The sequence below is a fragment of the Saccharibacillus endophyticus genome (genome assembly GCF_013185185.1).
GTDB lineage: Bacteria > Bacillota > Bacilli > Paenibacillales > Paenibacillaceae > Saccharibacillus > Saccharibacillus endophyticus.
The window spans coordinates 1,239,751-1,258,373 of the sequence record NZ_JAAZWE010000001.1; the positions used below are offsets into that span (position 1 = coordinate 1,239,751).

Sequence of the window (18,623 nt, forward strand, 5' to 3'; positions counted from 1 at the left end):
GTCCGGATACGATTATAACATAGAAGGCATGAGGAATTGGCTTTGTTATTTTCAAGATCGTTTCGGTAAATCGCTATGTAGAAAATTGTCGAAATTTTTGTTAATGCGATGTAAAGAGATGTAAAGTCGGCTATAGTTAAAAGAACTAGAAAATTCGGATGACTTCCGTTTAAATCGGCTTATGCCGAAATGAACCTTTCATCCTGAAGGAGGAACCTATGAAACGAATCAAATCCGCTGCGGCGAAGACGTCTGTCTCATTCAATCACCCCCATAAAGAACCGGATCTATCTTCTGCATACACACTAAGCGAAGATCGAATTTCGGCAATGCCGATCCCTTTCCTATCCCCGCTCCTACGTGAGTTAAATGAAACGGCCAAGCGCAGAATGGCGCAAGTTCTTGAATTCTCTTTTGCCCGTCGAGGCGCTTATAAGTGGCCCCAAGTGCTATTTGCCAAGTCGATGCTTGATCTATCCGCCCGAGCGCGGGGCAGCCGGGAGATCAGATCCAAGCTGGCGGAGGCTCTGATTGCAGCCGTACGCCCCCTGCTCGATTCGACGGATCCGGCCTTTTCTCCGGAACAATTCGATAAGAATCCTTCAGGTTGGACGCTGCAGCACGGCAAGTGGCATTGTTATTGGGCGTTATATTTTTCCTCGTCAGCCGATCCGTTCGAAGAAACCGGACGTCTGCGGCTTGAACGATTGGCTGCCGAAACGACCCTTGAAGCGCCCGCTGCGGAACCTCCTGCAGAGGCGACGGTTGCGCTTGATCCTCTGCCCTCCCACCCTCGCAATGAAGCGGCCGAACAGCGTCGCATCGAAAAGCTTAACAAGCGTATCGAAGCATTGGAGGAGCGAGCGCGCCGGGAAGAAGAGCGGGCACGACGAGCGGAAAAAGAAACTTCGGACGCCAAACGCGAAACGGCCAAGCTGCGCGAGAATTTGAACCGGAGCGAGCTGGAACTGGAGGCCGAACGGCGGCTGACTCATCGATTGACCGAAGAACGGGAGTCTTTTGCAGGACGCCTTGCCGAATCGAAGCGTCAGCACAAGCAGGATCGGAGCCGCCTTGAAGAAGAACTGGCCGAAACGAAACGGATCGCGGAAGCGTTGGAAAGTCGGATTCGAACGATGCAGACTGAAGCTGAACAGGAATCCTTCGCGAATACGGAAATGGAAGATCATGCGGCTGACGATCTTCACGAAGAGCGTTCGTTCTCGAACTCTGACCGATCGCAGGATCAAGGAACTGTGCATGCAGACCCGGTATCGCCTAATTCCGTAATAAACGCGGACGATACGGAGAGCACGGTCCATCAATTCGATTCCCTTTTGCGACGTGATCTGCGCGAAACAGGAACCTCGCTGCCAGGCGGGCATGAACCGGGAGACCCTGAGGCTCGAACGCATATGCGTCGCATACTCGACTTGCTGGATGCCGTGGATGCTTACGTTGCAGGTCGAAGACTGATGCACGGGGTCGATGTGTTGACGGATAGGCGTCAAGTGCCACGGAATCCCTCGGTCCAACCAAACAACAACCGCGGGCAAGATGCGCCAGGTCACGAGGAACATCCAAGCCGGCAAGAGCTGCAAGCCGATGCCGGCTTACGCGAAAATCGCGGCATGGCCGAGGCGCTGGAGCAATTCGAATCGAATGAACGTACAGAGGAAAATGGACAATCCGGCACCTTCTATCGCAGAGACCATGGCGGTTATATCGTGCTCGAAGAAGGGGAGAGCTTCAATATCACCGAGTCGATGGTGTATAAGCACCAGCTTCAACATGAAGCCGAAGTCTTGTGCATACCGAGACCTGATGGTCATGGCGGAACGCAGTACGAAATTTCGCTGCTGTTCCAGGGCGACGATACCTTCTCTCCGGTTCGTCAGTACAACGGGTATGCGGAACAGGATGAATACGGAACCTGGTATGCGGTAGATATGAACGATGCGGATCGCCGTTATCCGATCCATGCGCGGGATTTGGATATTCAGCGACCTGTCGATGGTGCGCCTTGCATCTTCAACGTCGGCGAGGAAGAGACAGTTGCCCGTCTGGCACGCGTCTATCGAGACTTCTCCGCTCCGGATGCGCCGCAAAGAAGGGAATCTTCCGTGCTGCGCTCTGCCTCCTCTTCTTCGTCTTCGAGCAAATCCAAACGCGAAGGCCGTAAAAGTAAGCCCGAGCCGTTCTTGCAAGGGTGTACGATTGTGGTCATGGGCGGGCAGCGCAAATGGTTTGAAGACGTGGTCGTGGAAAGCGGCGCCGAATACGTACATGAAAACGGGTTGCGGCCGGACCTTGTCGCTTCGGATTTGCGGCGGGCGCAGGCGCTGTTCCTTCTGATTACGTCGACGTCGCACCGCGCGTCTTGGGAAAGCGTCGAGCTGGCGAAAGCGGCGGACATCCCCTACTTTATTATTCAAGGATCGAAGTCGAATTTGCGGAGTATGTTGTGGGAGAACCGGGACGCGATCATGGAGGCGAACCGAGGCGACTTGTAATTGTCGCTAAGGCGGGTAAAGAAGTTCCTATTCGCTGGGGGAAGCTTGGCGGCTGCGGGTGAAATTCGTTCAAGACGCTGTCTCACCTCGGGAATGAAGATCGGATGGCAGCATCCGATCTTCATTCCCAAGGTTCAAAGGCGTCTTTCACTGAATTTCCCCCTTCGCCTATCGCTTCGCTGAATAGGAACGGCTTTACCGGACGCGGCAAAATTGTGCCGCGTCGGTTAAAAGAGTAGGAAAAGAAAAAGAGAAAAACAACAAAAAGGATCAAGGTTGCTGCGGACCTGATCCTTTTTGTTGTTGCCTCAATCTTGCGCATCGGCAATAATCGGTTCTGGATTGGGGATTATCCTGTTTCATTGTTGCGTATACGCAACAATGAAACCCACTCTTAAGCAGCATGAACAGTGATTGATCCAAAAACCGTCCATTATTCGGTGAAAAGCATGTTGGAGTTCGGCGAGATTCGGGCGGTTATTGATCAAGGTCCCAGCATGCCCACTACGGCGTCCAGGCCGTCGTCTTGGCCTTCGGGCGGGAGGACTTCGACGCGAACGCGGGTGGGGACGCAGACGATTTGTTGGTACGGGCGGGAAATGAAGCCCATGTCGAGCGCGATGCGCTTGGGTGCGTCCGAGTAGGTCATTCGGATGCCTTTGTCGTAGGCTTTTAGCGTATTGCGGCCGAATTCGGTTCGGATGTCGATCTCTCGTTCTTCTCCCGTTAGCGGTACGCGTTCGTATTCTTCGCCGTTGACGGTGATGACGGCGACCAGGGTATCGGCGGAAGCAGCGGCGTCGGCTTCTCGCCATTTTTGCCAGGCCAATACGGCGCCGGCCAGGATTAAAATGGCGGCGATCAGCATAAGATCGCCGCGTTTGATTTTTAGCTTGGGCTCGGTTGATCGGGATCGGGGCCGGGACTCGTCTGTAGGTTTACCGGGTTCGGGAAATCGTTCTCCGTTGTCCATCTTTGTTCTCCTTCAAGCTTTCTGATTACATGTTTTCGATCTTGGCTATGCGCCGACCGCTTATTGCTTGATTTCTATGACTTCCGGCTTCTCATGCCTTTAAGAACGCGCTCCCGCAGCTACCGGTGCCGGGGCATATTCTTCGTAGGACAGGCCGATATGCGAGCCGTCCATCGGTTGCCGTTCGATGATCGCTTTGCGTTTGGCTTTGAGGACGATCTGCTCGATGTCGGCGAAACTGCAACCGCCGAGCAGACGGCATGCTTCGGCTTCCGCGCCTTCTTCGCAGCCGAATCCGCCGATCAGCAGGCGAATATAGTCGCGGCGATCTTTTTCATCCGGCAGTTGGTAGGTCATTCGCGTATCGAAACGGCGCCAGATGGCCGGGTCCAATTCCGTCTCCAAATTCGTGGCGGCCATAAAAATGCTGCTGTCGCCGAATTCGTCCAGACATTGCAGCAGCGTATTGACGGCACGCGCCATCTCTTTCACTTCATCGCCGCTTTCGCGCGTACGGGCTACGGCATCGAATTCATCCAGAAACAACACGCACGGAACGACGGACGCATAATCGAAAATTTTGCGGATATTGCTGCCTGTCTCGCCCAGATGGCTGTGGATCAACGCATCCAATCGCACGACGATCAAAGGTAATCCGAGTGAAGCCGCGACGTGAAAAGCCGTCAGCGTTTTCCCCGTTCCCGGCGGTCCGTACATCACCACTTTGTTGGGAATCGGTACGCCATGCTCGTTGAATTCCTCTCTCCGTCCCAAAATGGTCATAAACTCTTGCACGATACGTCGATTTCGCTCCGGCAAAACCAAATATTTCACTTTGCGTACGCAGTCTTTTGCTTCATATATCGTAGCCATATCCGTGCCTTTGGATCTTGGCAGGCGTGCGGCTGTAGATGATTTGCCCATTCTTTCGCTTACTCCTCTCGACGCCTCTCAATCTGAAGCTCATATCTGCATTTTTAATTAATAGTAATCATTACTATTTAACTACGGAATACTCAAGATGTCAAACGATCTGTATCAAAAAAGCGCCTTTTAGACGGATTCAAAATCCGACCAAAAAGCGCTTAGCATGAGAATGCCGACGCTTCGCATGCTGCGTCCGTACAGACCGTAGATCAGCTCATCGAGAATGAGAGCATCCGGTTGTCCCATCATTCCGGCGGCAAAAGCCAGTCGCTGCTTTTGCCCGCCCGAGAGTGCAGCCGGATGGCGATCGCGCACTTCCCAAAGTTCCAGCTCACGCAGAAAGCTTTCCGCGTTCAAAGGCGTCTCTCGCTGAATTTCTCCCTCAGCTTGGCTTCGGCCCAGTAATTTTTGGGTGCATCTTTTTTCCGTTTAGAGCCGCGACGATAAAAGCGATTAGGGCCAGGAGTGTGCAGCATGTGAAAACTGTCGGGTATGAGCTGATTTGGGCGATCCAGCCGAAAACGAGGCCGCCGAGTGCGAAGCCCAAGTCGTAGGACGACATGAACAGGCCCATTAAGGTATAGCGGGCTTGGTTCGGCAGAGCGAAAGATAAATAAGTAGTCAAGGTCGGGTACAGGAATGCGAGCGCCAGACCGTTGAAGACGGCGGACAGGTACACGAGGCTTCCAAGCATCTGCGGCACTGCAAGCATCTGTGTGCCGACGGCGGATGCTAGAAGGAGGCCCAGGATCAAGGCTGCGCTCCAGCGGCCGTCGGACGGGATTTTTTTGCGGAAAACGAAACGGCAGACCACTACGGTCGCGCCTTGCAGAGCCAGATATATGCCGACGTTTCCGCTGTTTGTAGAGATGAGGTACAGCGGTAAAAAGGTCGCGATCGCGCCGAATATACATGAGGTTAACAGCATGATGAAGGTGCTGACGCCGAGCGGGCGGCTGCGGCCGATTTCGCCGAACGAGTCTATCAATCCGCGCAGCGTGTAAGATTGCTTATGCGCGGACGCTTTGGGCAAAGGCAGCGAAAGTCCCGCAGCAATCGCCGCAAAAGCCAACAGCAGCATCGCTCCGCCGAAAGCAAAGCTTCCTCCGCGTTCCCATAATTCGACGGCAAGAAGCGGACCGACGAGCGAAGGCAGCATGGTCGACAGCGTGTAGAGCGACAATCCCTGGCCGCGGTCTTTGTCATCCAATCGCTCCATGATTCCGGCCTGCATCGTCATGGAAAAGAATGCCGTCGCCGCGCCTTGCAGCGCTCGGAGCCAGATGTAGCCTTCGATGCCGGACACGGCATATAGCAGCAGCGTGATCGCATGAACGACAAGCAAACCGCGCATGACCGCAAGCGGTCCGAATCGACCGATCCATTGGCCGGCGAGCGGACGCAGCAGCATGCAAGTCAGCATATAAGCGCCCATCATCAAGCCGATGCCGCCTTGTCCGAGACCGGCATCGGCACTTCGCAAAGGCAGAGCTACGGTCAATACGGAATTAGCGAAAAAGAATAAAAAGGCAAGCGTATAGAGACGTATAAATCCCGCGGATGCGGGGCTGGCGCGATTCAATCCATATCCTCCTTCAAACGGGGAGCATGCTGCAGTCTGCGCACGCTCCCTTTTTCCCGATCATTCGACGGCTATGCCTGATAAGCCACTTGACCGTTCACGACGGTCATGAGCGCTTTGGCTTGCAGCAGCGATTGTTCGCCTTCCGCAATATCCCGGTCCAAAACGGTAAAGTCGGCGGCAAAACCTTCACGCAGCTGACCCCGTTCCGCCTCCTCGGCCGCGGCCAACGCGCTGCCTTCGGTGAACAGCCAAAGCGATTGCTCCAGGCTCAAGCGCTCCTTCGGCAGATAGCCTTCGGCAGGTTCGGCCCTATCCGGACGACGACGCGTCATCGCCGCATGGAAGCCGAGCAGCGGATTCAGCGGCTCGATCGGCGCGTCGCTTCCGCCTGCGCAGATCACGCCCGCGTCGATGATCTTTTTCCACGCATACAGATAATCCGTCCGCTCCGGCCCTACCCGATCCAGCACCCACGGGAAATCGCTGGCGACGAAACGCGGCTGGATATCGGCGATCAATTGCAGCTTTGTCATGCGGTGCAGCAGCTCGGCATCCAGCACCTGCGCGTGGATAAAGCGGTCGGGTAAATTCGTGATGCCTGAACCTGCGAGCGGAAACTTTTCCATCGCGGCAAGCGTCAGATCCGCCGCTCCGTCTCCGATCGCATGCACGGCAATCGGGAAGCCGAGCGAACGGGCGCGAGCAGTAAGCCGATGCAGCCGTTCCGCCGAATGAATCGCCATGCCGCTTGTGTGCGGAGCATCATGATAAGGTGCGTTCAGCAGCGCGGTTCGCCCTCCGATCGCGCCGTCGGAGAAAATCTTGACCGCGCCGATCCGCAGCCATTCGTCGCCGTCGCCCGCCGTCAACCCCAAACGCTCGGCCTCGTCCAGATAATCATGGAAAATAAGCTGATGCGAGCGGAACAAAACGCCTTCCTCGCGCAGCTCGCGGTGGATGCGGCGCATGATATCGATCCCGCCCAGATACCGAAGATCCTCGGTATGCGCGGCAGTCAATCCGAGGCTCAGCGCATATTCGCAGGCGGCGCGGATCGTGGATTTTTTGGCGGCGTAATCCGGTTCGGGCTGCACGGCGATCAGCAATTTGCAGGCTTCTTCATAGATCCAGCCGTTTAGTCCGCCCGACTCGTCCCGACCGAAAGCGCCGGACAGCGGATCGGGTGTCTCGCCAGTCACGCCTGCCCGGCGGAAGGCTTCGGTATTGGCGAGAAACGCATGGAAACACGTACGCGTGAGATAAAGCGGATGCTGCCCTGCCGCTTCGTCCAACTCGGCAAGAGTCGGAGCGAGCGCGGGCGAAAACGCATTTTCATTCCAATTCAATCCGAAAATCCACTCGCCGTCCGGCGTCTGCCGCGCACGTTCGCGAATTTGCCGGAGCATCCGGTCTTTGGACGACGTATCGGAAAAATCGAGCGCCGACAACTTCATGCCCTGCATCGACAAGTGCATATGCGAATCCGTCAGGCCCGGCAGCACGTAAGCGCCGTTCCAGTCGACCGTCTTGTAATCGCGTCCCGACAATTGCAGCTCTAATTCGCGCGCCATGCCGACGGCTCGGATAAGGCCGTTTTCCGCATATGCCGCGTCCGGCCCATTCGGCGCCGCATGAAGGCCGATTCGGCCGTTTTTGAATAAGGTTCCCTGGGTTATGGTCACAAGGTTCATTCCCTTCTCGGTTCGATTCAGACCTATCGTTGAGTGTACCATAAGCATGTACGGCAAGGGAGCTTTACACATTCCGGCTTTGCGTTTGACACGGCATTGATATTTACTCCTTACACTGGCAGAAGCCTGTAATGAATGCGGGTACATATCCTATGCCGACAAAGGAGCACGACTTACTTATGAAGCTGAGCACTTACCCGAAATTCCGTCGTTTGTTAACCGCAGGAACCGCAGCGCTGGCCGTCGGGGTTGTGTCCTTGAATGCCAACATCGGAACGCTGAATGCCGAAGCAGCGGCTCCGCAAATTCCGCTTCGCGCAGCCGCCGAAAATTTGTTGAGCAAGGTCACGTGGAACGCTTCCTCGGATAGCGTAACCGTAGAAGGCGAAGGGTTGAGCGGAACGTTTACGCTAGGCTCGACCTCGGCTGCGCTGAATGGAAAAGCAATGACGCTCGACGCTGCTCCTTATGCACAAAACGGACGCGTTTACGTATCCGAGATGGGCCTGACCGCGCTTCGGGATGCTTCTGCCGTTGCGCAAAACCGGACGGGCTTCGAGCTTGTGTCTTCGTTCGACGTTCCTTCGGGCAAAGCGGAGATCGCTTCGTCCACACCGGACGGACAACGTTTGATTGTAACCGAAGCAGATGCCGGAAGTATCGCCGTGCTGGATATTGCCGATCCGATGCAGCCGTCTCTTTTAAAAAATGTCAGCTTTAAGTCCTTGTCCGACAAAGCCGAAGTGACCAGCGTCGCAGTAATGCCGGACGGCAATTACGCGCTCGCGGTGATTCGGACAGGAGATACGATGCAGCTTGCGAATCCCGGCATTCTCGCGGTCGTCGACTTGCGCACGTACGAAATCGCCAAAACGTATCCGCTTGGCATCGGTCCCGATTCGATCGCCGTATCCAAAGACGGGCGTTATGCCGTAATCGCGATCGAAGACGAGGAGCTTGATCCGGCAACGGACGAATACGATTATCCGAACGCCAAGCGTCCGGGCAGCATCAGTGTCATCGAATTTACAGACGGGGATGCGTTAAGCGGCACGCTCACAGATCTGCCGGTCGATTTATCGGGAACGGAAGGCGCGATTTATCCACACGAGCCGCAGCCCGAGTATGTCGCGATCAATGAAGCGGGAACGACAGCGGCTGTCACTTTGCAGGAAAACAACGCGATAGCGCTTGTCGATTTGGCTACGAAAAAAGTGACCAAAATCTTCGCTCTCGGCACAACGACGCATGCGGCGGATGTTGAGGAAGACGGCCTGGTTTCTTTCACAAGTACGATGCAGGGGCGGTTCGAGCCTGACGGCATCGTCTTTTCGCCGGATGGCAAACATCTGATCACCGCCAATGAAGGCGACTTGGGCAAAAATGAGTTCGAAGACAGCGTGCGCGCGGGCGGACGCAATATCGCGGTGTGGGATCTGGACGGTAACCTGGTGTATGACAGCCTGAACTTGATCGACGAGGCGACCGCCCGGGCCGGTGTGTATCCCGACGACCGTAGCCCTAACAAAGGCAGCGAGGTAGAAAACCTGGCCGTGTCCACAATAGACGGACAACCGATCTTGGCTGTCGCGGCGGAACGCGCAGATGCGATCTTGTTCTTCGACCTGACGGATGCCGCGAAACCAACGTATCTCGGATTGATCCGCACAGCAGGCGAATCTCCGGAAGGCATTCACCGCGTGAGCGGACGCGATTTGTTTATCAGTGCCGATGAAGGCACGGGTACGATCAGCTTTTACGCCAAATCCAAGTGAATATGCGATAAATTCGACACGTTTAAAAGCCGAACAACCGTTGATCGCGGTTGTTCGGCTTTTTTTGGCGCTGCATGTTATAGATCAACCAGGCCGTAGATTTGTTTCTCCAGTTTCTTTTTGTCTTGCTCCAGCGCTTTGCTCGTCTGCTCCGAACGCTTCAGCTCTTCCCGGTATTCGGCTTGAAGCTTGCCCAACCGCGAAATTTCGGTATCCAGGAAACCGATCCGTTCCCGTTCCGCGGCTACGACGTAGCGCTCGCCTTGTCCCCATTCCCCGTCGCTGTGCAGCGCTTCGTCCGCCATCCGCTCCAAAATGCGATCCTGCTTGCGGCGAAGATCCATCAGCGTCACGCTGGATGCCGCATAGTTCAACGTGTATTTGACCAACCCCGCAAAGCCCTGTCCGCGCTCCTGCCGGGATGACTCGGTATCGCTCATACGACGGCGATTGTCCGCGTACTCTTCCAACAGCTGATCGAAGGAGGCCGAGATATGCGGGAGCTGCATGCTGCTGACGCGAAGCTTATCGACCAGCGAAGAACGAATTTCCGTAATTCGCTGCTCGGAACCCGCACGCTCGGTCCGAGCCGCTTCCAATTGCTCGGCGCAGCTGGCGGATTCGCGCGTGTAATAATCGATTCGTCCGTTCTCTTCGTCCAACTCGGCTTTTAACGCGCCGTGTTCTTCGGCGTGGGAACGCCACAACGCCAGCAGCGGCTCGTAATCGGCTTCCAACTCGTCTTCCGAGACCAATTCCGGCAGGAACAACTGAGTCAACAGCAACGGCAGGCGTCTGCGCTGCGGATTCAGATTGCGGTACATCGAAAGCGACGCGCCTTTGGTTCCGCCCGGAATCACTTGCAAAAACGCGGGGCTTGCGGATACCGTCAAAAAGTCGATCCGACGCCCGTACAATTCCTCGGTTTGGCCGAGTCCCAGCAGCCCTTTTGCCGAACCCAGCAGCGTCATGGCCGTCTCGTAATAGGCGAAACCCTGCTGCTGTTCGAGCGCGGCGAGCAGGATTTTCACGCTGCTCGGACGCGGGGGCGGAGTCGGCTCGGGCTGTTCATGTTCATCGAAATCCGAATCGGATGCAGCGGAACGGATCGAGGAATGAATTTGAGCATCGGATGCTTCTTTGTCCAGCCGCACGCTTCCGATCGGCGCCTCCGTATCCAACGGCAAAACCGCCTCGATATCCGGCTTGAAGCTTGGATCGAATCCGGGTACGTCCGATTGTTCCGAAGCCTGCTTAGGATCGACCGACTTGGGCGCGAAATTCGCAAGGTCCCGATCCCGATTCGCCGCTTCCGGCGATTCGGAAATCCCCTGCGCGTTCGATCCGATCCAATCCTCCAAATCAAAGTCCGGTTCGGATGGCGATACTCCCGCTTCCGCCGATGTCTGAAGGTCGGGATCGACTTCCGCCTTAGGCGTCTCCCACAGTTCCGGAAGATCCGGCAGCAGCGAATCGACGCGCCGCATATAGAGATCCCAATCCTCTTGAGACGCAGCATCCAACAACCGACCCAAAACCTGAATCAACTGGACGATCTGGTAATCGATCAGCGCTTCAAGCTCGCTCGCTTCAGGGCGATCCTCCCGAAACGCCAGGTAAGCCCGGTCTTCTTCGGCTGCGCCGATCTCGATCTGCTCGACGATTCCTCCGGCGAATTCTTCCAACTCCGCGGCCGTCGTCAGCGGCATGCCGACCAGCTTGGCACGCTTCGCAAGCTCCAGCAAAATGCCAAGTCGCAGATCGTCGTCGCTCCATTCGCGGTAAGCCAGCGCTTTTTCCTCTAATTTTCTGGCAAAACGTTCCGGTTCGCGCTTGATCCAATCGCGGATTTTGGACACGAGCAGCTCTTGCACCGCCGTATCGCAGCAAAGCACGTACATCAGTCTTAATTCGTCGCCCCCCAGCTTGCAGAGTGCCTGCGCAAATGTATGTCCGTACATGGTCCACACCCCTTTTAGGCGAATATCTTCGTAGCTTCATTCTAACCGCTGTCAGGGGGTTCGTTCAAATTTTCTCCTTGACCTTTCCCGAATCGCCCTCTATAATCCAGTATCAACGAAACATTCGGCTTTGACCGGAGACAATATTCCCCGAGCGCACCGTCCAGAGAAAGAAGCGATTGCTGAGAGCTTCTCCGGAAAGCGGCCCGGAATTACCCCTTCGCAGCCGCGAGAGCGAACGCCATGTCCGCTGCCGATCCTGAGTGGATCCGCACGGTGGCCGGTAGCTTCCGCCGATTGATCCCCGTTACCGGATTCCAAGTAAGGGTCGTGACTTGCCTATCGGAGCATCCGCTGCGAAAGTCATGGCTGAATGAGGGTGGAACCACGAGCCGAGCGCACTCGTCCCTTTCCGGGAGAGTGTGCTTTTTGCGTTTTCCGGAAGATCGTCTGCGCTCGCCATCCCACTATACTTGGAGGAATGCAGCATGTCCCAATTATCCAATGTTAACGTCAATTCCGGTTCGAACGATCGCGAACGGGTTGACATCACTTTCCCTAACGGCGACGTACGCCAAGTCTTGTCCGGCACTTCGATCCTCGAAATCGCCCGGTCCGCAGGAACTTCGCTCGGCAAAAACGCCGTAGCCGCCCGTTTGAACGGTCGCTTGGTCGATCTGTGCGAATGCGTGCAGGAGAACGCTTCGCTGGAAATTCTGCTTCCGGCAGATGAGGACAGTCTCCCGATTTACCGCCGAAGCGCCGCGAATCTGCTCGCCCGGGCCGTGAAACGATTATACGGCGGCAACGCCGCGGTTCGGCTGGGGAATAGTCAGGTTGCCAAAGACGGCTTTTACTACGAATTCGAACTTCCTTCCGCCCTCTCCGCCGACGATCTGCATGCGATCGAACGCGAAATGCGGAAGATCGCCGAAGAGAATCTGCCCATTCGCGGCCGCAAGGTTAGTCGCGCAGAAGCGTTAGTTCTGTTCCGGGAGCGTAACGAGCCGTACAAGGTCGAAGCGATCGAGCAAGCTCCTGAAGGAGCGGAATTGCGAATCTACGAGCAAGACGAGTGGGCAGATCTTTATAGCGAACCGCTGCTTCCTTCGGCCGGACGGCTCAAAGCATTCAAGCTGCTGAGCGTCGCCGGCGCTTACTGGAACGGCGACTCGGAGCGTCCGGTGCTTCAGCGGATTCAAGGTTCGGCTTTCCCGCGCAAAGAACAGCTCGACGAGCACCTGCTGCTGTTGGAAGAAGCCAAAAAGCGCGATCACCGCAAACTGGGGCGCGAGCTGAAGCTGTTCATGTTTTCGGACGAAGCGCCGGGGATGCCTTTTTACTTGCCGAACGGGATGTCGCTTCGCACAGAGCTGGAGAACTTCTCGCGGGACGTGCAGCTTCGCAGCGGCTACGACGAAGTGCGGTCGCCTTTCATGATGAACCGTCGTCTGTGGGAAGAATCGGGCCACTGGGATCATTATAAAGACAATATGTATTTTTCCGAAGTGGACGACGAAGCGTTCGCGCTCAAGCCGATGAACTGTCCGGGGCATATGCTGATGTACAAAAACGAACTGCGTTCCTACCGCGATCTGCCGATCCGCATGATGGAGTTCGGTCAGGTGCATCGTCACGAATACTCCGGCGCGCTGAACGGGCTGATGCGGGTGCGGACTTTTTGCCAGGATGATGCGCATTTGTTCGTGCTGCCGAATCAGATCGAAGACGAGATCGGAAAAGTCATGGATCTGATCGACCGGATGTACCGCGTGTTCGGCTTCGACTATCGGATCGAGTTGTCCACTCGTCCGGAGGATTCCATGGGCTCCGAAGAACTGTGGGACGAGGCGGAAAACGCGCTGCGGCGCGTGCTTGAGGACCGCGGCGTCGACTATGTGCTGAACGAGGGCGACGGTGCCTTTTACGGGCCGAAGATCGATTATCACGTGCTGGACGCGCTCGGACGCAGCTGGCAGTGCGGCACGATCCAGCTCGATTTCCAAATGCCGGAGAAGTTCGATCTGTGGTATATCGGCGAAGACGGCGGCAAGCATCGGCCGGTCGTGATCCATCGCGCGATTTACGGATCGATCGACCGCTTTATCGGCATTCTGATCGAGCATTACGCCGGAGCGTTCCCGCTGTGGCTGGCTCCGGTGCAGGTCCGCGTGCTGCCGGTATCCGCTCATTATGACGACTACGCGTTCGAAGTACGGAAAATGCTGCGGGACGCCGGAATTCGGGTCGAAGCGGAAGTCAGCGGCAATAAGCTCGGCTACAAGATGCGTGCGGCGCAGCAGGAAAAAGTGCCTTACGTATTCGTCGTCGGCGAAAAGGAACGGGAATCCGGCAGCGTGAACGTGCGGCGGTATAACGGCGATGAGCAGGTGCTGATGTCGCTGGATGAAGCGGTTGGGGCATTATTGCAAGAAAATTGCGAGCGGCAATGACGATCAGACGTCTATCTATTACCTTCTACAACGCTAAAGGTACTATTCGGTAAATCATCGGTAAATAAAAGGAAACGTTCGGGCCGATGCCCGAGCGTTTCCTTTTTCGATGTCCAAGTTATGCTTTTGAACGCCCGGGCAATCCGGCCGTTAAGCACCCGGCTTTCTGCGCATCAGGAAGTCCGTCTGCGCGTCCGCCAATTCGGAATTGGCCTGTTTCAATTGCTCCAACGTGGTCGCCGTTTCCAAAACCCGTTCCGCTTTGCGCAGCGCGCGGCGAAGGTCGCCGAATGCCGACTGCGGATACTGGCCAGGCCCGATTCCTTTCGGCGCGTCCATTGTTTTCCATACGATTGCGATGCCGTTCTTCAATTTTAAATATTCTTCGCTATTTTCGATCGGGCTGTCGCGTTTCAATTCGTCGACCAATGTCGCGTATCTGACGTCCAGATTGCCCTGAGCCATCTTCACTTGGTTGGAATCGGCATTGCTGTTGACCAACTGTTCCAATAAGGATGCGGCTTGCTCGAACGCTTGGACGGAATTCGCGTGATTGCCCGGATTTCCGCTGATCGCGTTAAGCCTGGCTTGAATATCCGCACGGTATTTCGACGCGGATTGCAAATAAGGAGCCGGATCGTACACATAAAGTTTTTTCGCTTGAACGACTTTCGGGAGATAAACTTCCTTGAAGGCTTGGATATAACTGCCTTTCTCCTGCCAGCCCAAATCTTCGGCGTATTTTTGCGCGTCCCATACGGCATGCAGCACAGCGCGGTCGGAAACCGACAGCTTGCTTTCATCCTCGCCGATATTGCTATGGTAGTATAATACGTACTCGGATGTTGCAAACATTTTGGAAATTTGACCGTCCAAGATGTAGAAATCGATAAAATCGTTCAGTGCTTTTTCGTAATCTTGCCGGATGGCCGATAATTCAGCCTGTGAAGCTGCCGGATCAAGCGCCGCGACATACGCTTTATTTTGAAGGGCGATCAGATCGTTGTAGCGGTAAGAATCGGAATCGAAATTATACGTTTGCGTGATATAGAAGGTCTGTTCTCTTTTCAAATTCAATGCGATCAGCTCGGCACGGATCGAGTCGTTCAAATAATCAAGCGGGACCGCGGCCTGCGAAGAAACAGCCGGTTGGTCTGCTTGCACGGCTGAAGGCTGGATGCCGAACCCTCCCAAGCCGACGGCAACCGCGAGCGTTACAGCGGACGTGCGTGCGAAACGTTTGTTGATTTTCATATAAAATATTCTCCTCCTTATTTATGTAATGGAATTACTTTCCTATATAAACTTGATACTGGATTTTAGACGCAAAAATTTCTGCTTATTTTTCCGAAACGAAGCAACGGAAGTCAGCCGCGCGAAAAGCCCGTTATTTCGCAATACGAAAGAACGGGCTTGATTTCCTTACAACGGAAACCGATACGGATTACGTGTTACGTTTACTTTTGAACTCGGAGACTGCCGAAGACAGATCCGAGCTTGCTTCTTTGACCTGCTCCGCCGTCGTGGATTTCTCCAACGCGCGCTCGGCTTTGCCGATTGCCCGTTTTAACGTGCCGACTGCGGAAGCGGCGTATTGGCCTTTTTCTTTGCCGGTCGGCGAGTCGAGCAAAGGTTCAGCCGATTTGATATCCGCTGCCAGCGACAGACCTTCGTTCAACGCGGCATACGTAGTCTCGACGCCCGACTGCGCGGCGTCCAGCTCGTTTTTACCGGACGTCCGGTCAAGAATCGCTTCGAGAGCGGCTGCGGACGTATCGAAAGAGTCGCGCAGGTCTTCTACCAGATCCTCGTCGACGTTTTCCGTGCGCGCCTTGATGTTTGCTTCGTACTGCTTCAACACCGACGTATAATCGGATGCACGGAACGCCGTAATATCGTTCGCTTCCGATTCGCGCAGCAGGAACTGCTTATACGCGGACAGCGCGCCATCCTTGGTGGAGTCTGCCGACAGCTTGTTTTGCGCTTCGGCTACGCCTTGCAGGACGAGCGCTCCGGCTGCGTTATTGCCGCTTTTGCTTTTAGCGTCGGCCAGCACTTTTTTCACCGCGTTCGCGTTGCTGATCGCTTCGCCGTTGTAACGGTCAAGCGATTCTTCCAGCTTACGGGACGTGGAGTAAATCCGATCTATCGGCGCATTCGGATCGGACAATACTTCGACGGCCCGATTGCGGGTTTCCGTCAAGGTCGCATATGCTTTTTCCGATGTATCCAACGGGAAATGCTCGACCGCCCGCAGCGTCATGACTTCAAGATCGATTAACGCGGCACGGGTCGCGGTAACCGAAGATTTTTTGGGATCGATAGAGATGACCGGCAGATATACTTCCGCATTGCCGATTTTGGTAACGGATGCCGATGCCGTGCGAACCGCAGTCGATGTGCTCGAAGCACTAACCGACGTGGTTACGGATGCTGCTGCATTGGGTACGGGACTAGCCTTGGTGCTTGCCGTCTTATCGGCCGAAGCCGCGACTTTAGCCTCCGATTCCGGTGAACCGTCTGCAAAAATATGAGGCACCGCATACACGCCGCCCGCCAATACCGCAGTCGCCACGACCGCCGCTGACCATTTTCTTGCGTGACTTGATGGTTTCTTTTCCATGTGAACGCCTCCTATGTACAGCAGTATGGTTCTACCTACTTTAAACCATTGAAGCGTTAACGAATCGAAAAAAAGCCCCTCTTTTAAAAAGAAGATTCGGCGAGATATAGTTAGTTAGGTTTGGAATTTTTCGAAGAATTGAGGCTAATCCGTTTTTTTATGACAGATAAAAAAGTTGAAGCAATAGAGCGTATCTTCGTTATCCATATGTAATCAAGTGACGTGAAGCAAATAAAAAAAGATTCTTTCCCTAAAATCAATGGGAAGAACCTTAGTTTAAAAATTTGAAGTTATATATTACTCATCTTTGCCCTTAGTAGTCACCAAGTTCCAAGTCCGCCGCCACTACCGCCACTCATCATCTTATATTCAATAGCGGTACCAAGGTTACCTTTATCAATACTTTTATCAGTATTGACTTCAAGCGTTAACGTAGTCGTAAAAACAGTAAGCAAAGCAAGGGAAATAAAGAATTTCGAAAACCCTTTTTTCATAAAATCATCTCCTTCATAATTTTTTTATACTTCAAATGTTGATCTTCTGAAGTATCGATCCTGTATTTCTCAAAAAGAGGTACATATTTCATAAACATTTCTTTATTGTTTATTTTAACGACAATCTCTAAACCATTCAATAAATAATCAAAGGCTTCATCAAATATTCTTTTTTTGAAATAATATTGAGCTGCCTCATAGCAAATATCTATGTATCGATTCATTTGATACATTTTATTATAATGAGAATTCTCAAATTTTGAAGACTCCACTTTCCCATAAAAATCTTTTAGAATTTCTGTAATTTCAAAATCATTTCGATTTGCTGCTGTTAACAAAATCGAAATTGTTGCGGATACTTCTTCCGGGTGCTCATCCATAAAAGCTATGCACTTTTCCAAAGACTGCAAGTCTCCAGACAATAAATCGATATAAATACTATTTTGCTTTGAAAAAAATCGAAATTTTTCGACTTCTTTACGCCCCTGTTCATCCAAACCAGCGAAGTAACTTAAATCTTCATAAAGTTTCGTATACGCACGAGCCTCCTTAAAGTTTTCTTGGCGAAACATAATAGTTTCCATGCTTAGAAAACCATATCCATAATAAACAACTAGCGGATGATCTGTTTGAATTGGAATATAAGCATTTGGATTATTCATGCTTTGCTTTTCTAAAGCATACACTGTTGAAGAAAACTGAATCAATTCTCTTGAATACTGTTCCGCTTCTTCTAATTTTCCAAGAGTAAAATATACGTCAAACAACCTCATCAACCCATCCAAACGATGATGATCCGGCAGCTTGTCGCAAAACGGTTCGAACTCGATCGCCGCTCTTAAGTTGCGCTCGTTGTCTTCCCCCAGAGCCGCGCGGAACAATCGATAATGGCTGACTGCCAAACGCTCCGACTGGTGGTACTTCTCGTTCTGCACGATACACTGGTAAAACACGGTCGATTCTTTGATCTTCCCGCTCGTATACAGGGCTTCTCCGATCTCGAAAATCATTTCCAACTGCTTAAGGTCTTCCAGCAATCTGGACAATACTTTTTCGATGCAATCGATTCGGTCCAGCTCGGCGGAGCGGATCAGGAAAGGTTCTACGCGACGGCGATTCGGCCTTCCGTCGTAGAAACACTCGTCAATGTACAAGTCGAACATCCAGCCTTCCTCATGTCCGAGCGCTTTTGCGATCCGTTCCAACTGGTTGAGCGAAATGGGTTTGGGAGGATTGCTGTTCAATATTGCGCTGAAAATGCCACGATTGATTCCCGACCATTCGCCGAATTCTGAAAAATTCATTCCCATTTCTGCGATTCCTCTTTCAATTTCGGAACGCAGCGTCATTGTCATTTCCATCTCCGCACCTCTTTCGCTTCAAAAACGTTTCCTGTATATACCAGTTGACCGTTGTATTTTTCTCAAAATGAAAGATAAACACTAAATCCTTCCCTTACAATTAATTTACAATATACAGAATAAATAAACATCGGTCAATTTCTTTTTGCATCCATTTTTGAACAATACTTGAATGATTTAAACCAAGCAGCAACAAGGATTTTAAAATGGAAATCTACTTACCGTAATGACCCGACAGTCATGTATTTAAATTCATGATTTTGATAA

Annotated in this window: 13 protein-coding genes; 3 read left to right on the plus strand and 10 right to left on the minus strand. The window is 53.3% G+C overall.

Annotated features, from left to right (window positions below):
- The first annotated feature begins 446 nt into the window (after positions 1 to 446).
- On the plus strand, positions 447 to 2,513 hold the full coding sequence (locus tag HRQ63_RS05575; RefSeq protein ID WP_172240250.1) for a hypothetical protein: 2,067 nt from the start codon (positions 447 to 449) through the stop codon (positions 2,511 to 2,513).
- 484 nt (positions 2,514 to 2,997) lie between these two features.
- On the opposite strand, the gene HRQ63_RS05580 is transcribed toward HRQ63_RS05575, so the two are convergent.
- The 5 genes from HRQ63_RS05580 to HRQ63_RS05600 form a co-directional block, all read right to left on the minus strand.
- Positions 2,998 to 3,486: a NusG domain II-containing protein gene (locus HRQ63_RS05580; RefSeq protein WP_172240252.1), complete on the minus strand. Its 489-nt coding sequence runs from the start codon at positions 3,484 to 3,486 to the stop codon at positions 2,998 to 3,000.
- A 99-nt stretch (positions 3,487 to 3,585) separates the two neighbouring features.
- Positions 3,586 to 4,410 (minus strand): AAA family ATPase, encoded by an 825-nt coding sequence (locus HRQ63_RS05585; RefSeq protein WP_172240254.1) that lies wholly within the window; start codon positions 4,408 to 4,410, stop codon positions 3,586 to 3,588.
- 129 nt (positions 4,411 to 4,539) lie between these two features.
- Positions 4,540 to 4,770: an ATP-binding cassette domain-containing protein gene (locus HRQ63_RS05590; RefSeq protein ID WP_229714070.1), complete on the minus strand. Its 231-nt coding sequence runs from the start codon at positions 4,768 to 4,770 to the stop codon at positions 4,540 to 4,542.
- Positions 4,771 to 4,795: 25 nt separating this feature from the next.
- Entirely contained in the window at positions 4,796 to 5,995 is a 1,200-nt protein-coding gene (gene cntE, locus HRQ63_RS05595) for a staphylopine family metallophore export MFS transporter CntE (RefSeq protein WP_172240256.1), read from the minus strand.
- A 71-nt stretch (positions 5,996 to 6,066) separates the two neighbouring features.
- Positions 6,067 to 7,680, minus strand: a complete 1,614-nt coding sequence (locus tag HRQ63_RS05600; protein WP_229714071.1) for an amidohydrolase — start codon at positions 7,678 to 7,680, stop codon at positions 6,067 to 6,069.
- Positions 7,681 to 7,868: 188 nt separating this feature from the next.
- On the opposite strand from HRQ63_RS05600, the gene HRQ63_RS05605 reads away from it, so the two are divergent.
- Complete coding sequence (locus tag HRQ63_RS05605; RefSeq protein WP_172240260.1) at positions 7,869 to 9,464, plus strand: choice-of-anchor I domain-containing protein; 1,596 nt, start codon at positions 7,869 to 7,871, stop codon at positions 9,462 to 9,464.
- 77 nt (positions 9,465 to 9,541) lie between these two features.
- Here HRQ63_RS05605 and HRQ63_RS05610 read toward each other — a convergent pair whose 3' ends face one another.
- Positions 9,542 to 11,425, minus strand: coding sequence for a coiled-coil domain-containing protein (locus tag HRQ63_RS05610; protein WP_172240262.1), 1,884 nt, complete (start codon positions 11,423 to 11,425; stop codon positions 9,542 to 9,544).
- 488 nt (positions 11,426 to 11,913) lie between these two features.
- Between HRQ63_RS05610 and thrS the strand changes: the two genes are divergently transcribed.
- Positions 11,914 to 13,878 carry a threonine--tRNA ligase gene (thrS, locus tag HRQ63_RS05615; protein WP_172240264.1) on the plus strand — a complete coding sequence of 655 codons (1,965 nt, stop codon included), beginning with the start codon at positions 11,914 to 11,916 and terminating at the stop codon, positions 13,876 to 13,878.
- A 150-nt stretch (positions 13,879 to 14,028) separates the two neighbouring features.
- On the opposite strand, the gene HRQ63_RS05620 is transcribed toward thrS, so the two are convergent.
- The 4 genes from HRQ63_RS05620 to HRQ63_RS05635 all read right to left on the minus strand — a co-directional run bounded on the left by HRQ63_RS05620 (position 14,029) and on the right by HRQ63_RS05635 (position 18,356).
- Positions 14,029 to 15,132, minus strand: coding sequence for a hypothetical protein (locus HRQ63_RS05620; RefSeq protein ID WP_172240266.1), 1,104 nt, complete (start codon positions 15,130 to 15,132; stop codon positions 14,029 to 14,031).
- Between the two features lie 190 nt (positions 15,133 to 15,322).
- Positions 15,323 to 16,501, minus strand: coding sequence for a hypothetical protein (locus tag HRQ63_RS05625; protein ID WP_172240268.1), 1,179 nt, complete (start codon positions 16,499 to 16,501; stop codon positions 15,323 to 15,325).
- Positions 16,502 to 16,821: 320 nt separating this feature from the next.
- A complete protein-coding gene (locus HRQ63_RS05630) occupies positions 16,822 to 16,995 on the minus strand; it encodes a hypothetical protein (protein ID WP_172240270.1) in 174 nt (57 codons plus the stop codon).
- Entirely contained in the window at positions 16,992 to 18,356 is a 1,365-nt protein-coding gene (locus tag HRQ63_RS05635) for a helix-turn-helix domain-containing protein (RefSeq protein ID WP_172240272.1), read from the minus strand. Before HRQ63_RS05635 ends, HRQ63_RS05630 begins: the two co-directional genes overlap by 4 nt.
- Between the last annotated feature and the right edge of the window lie 267 nt (positions 18,357 to 18,623).

What these genes read in the sequence shown, in the direction of transcription:
- HRQ63_RS05620 (WP_172240266.1), bottom strand. Translation starts at nt 15,132, where the DNA reads ATGAAAATCAACAAACGTTTCGCACGCACGTCCGCTGTAACGCTCGCG.
- HRQ63_RS05585 (WP_172240254.1), bottom strand. Translation starts at nt 4,410, where the DNA reads ATGGGCAAATCATCTACAGCCGCACGCCTGCCAAGATCCAAAGGCACG.
- HRQ63_RS05610 (WP_172240262.1), bottom strand. Translation starts at nt 11,425, where the DNA reads ATGTACGGACATACATTTGCGCAGGCACTCTGCAAGCTGGGGGGCGAC.
- HRQ63_RS05605 (WP_172240260.1), top strand. Translation starts at nt 7,869, where the DNA reads ATGAAGCTGAGCACTTACCCGAAATTCCGTCGTTTGTTAACCGCAGGA.
- HRQ63_RS05630 (WP_172240270.1), bottom strand. Translation starts at nt 16,995, where the DNA reads ATGAAAAAAGGGTTTTCGAAATTCTTTATTTCCCTTGCTTTGCTTACT.
- HRQ63_RS05635 (WP_172240272.1), bottom strand. Translation starts at nt 18,356, where the DNA reads ATGGAAATGACAATGACGCTGCGTTCCGAAATTGAAAGAGGAATCGCA.
- HRQ63_RS05625 (WP_172240268.1), bottom strand. Translation starts at nt 16,501, where the DNA reads ATGGAAAAGAAACCATCAAGTCACGCAAGAAAATGGTCAGCGGCGGTC.
- thrS (WP_172240264.1), top strand. Translation starts at nt 11,914, where the DNA reads ATGTCCCAATTATCCAATGTTAACGTCAATTCCGGTTCGAACGATCGC.
- HRQ63_RS05580 (WP_172240252.1), bottom strand. Translation starts at nt 3,486, where the DNA reads ATGGACAACGGAGAACGATTTCCCGAACCCGGTAAACCTACAGACGAG.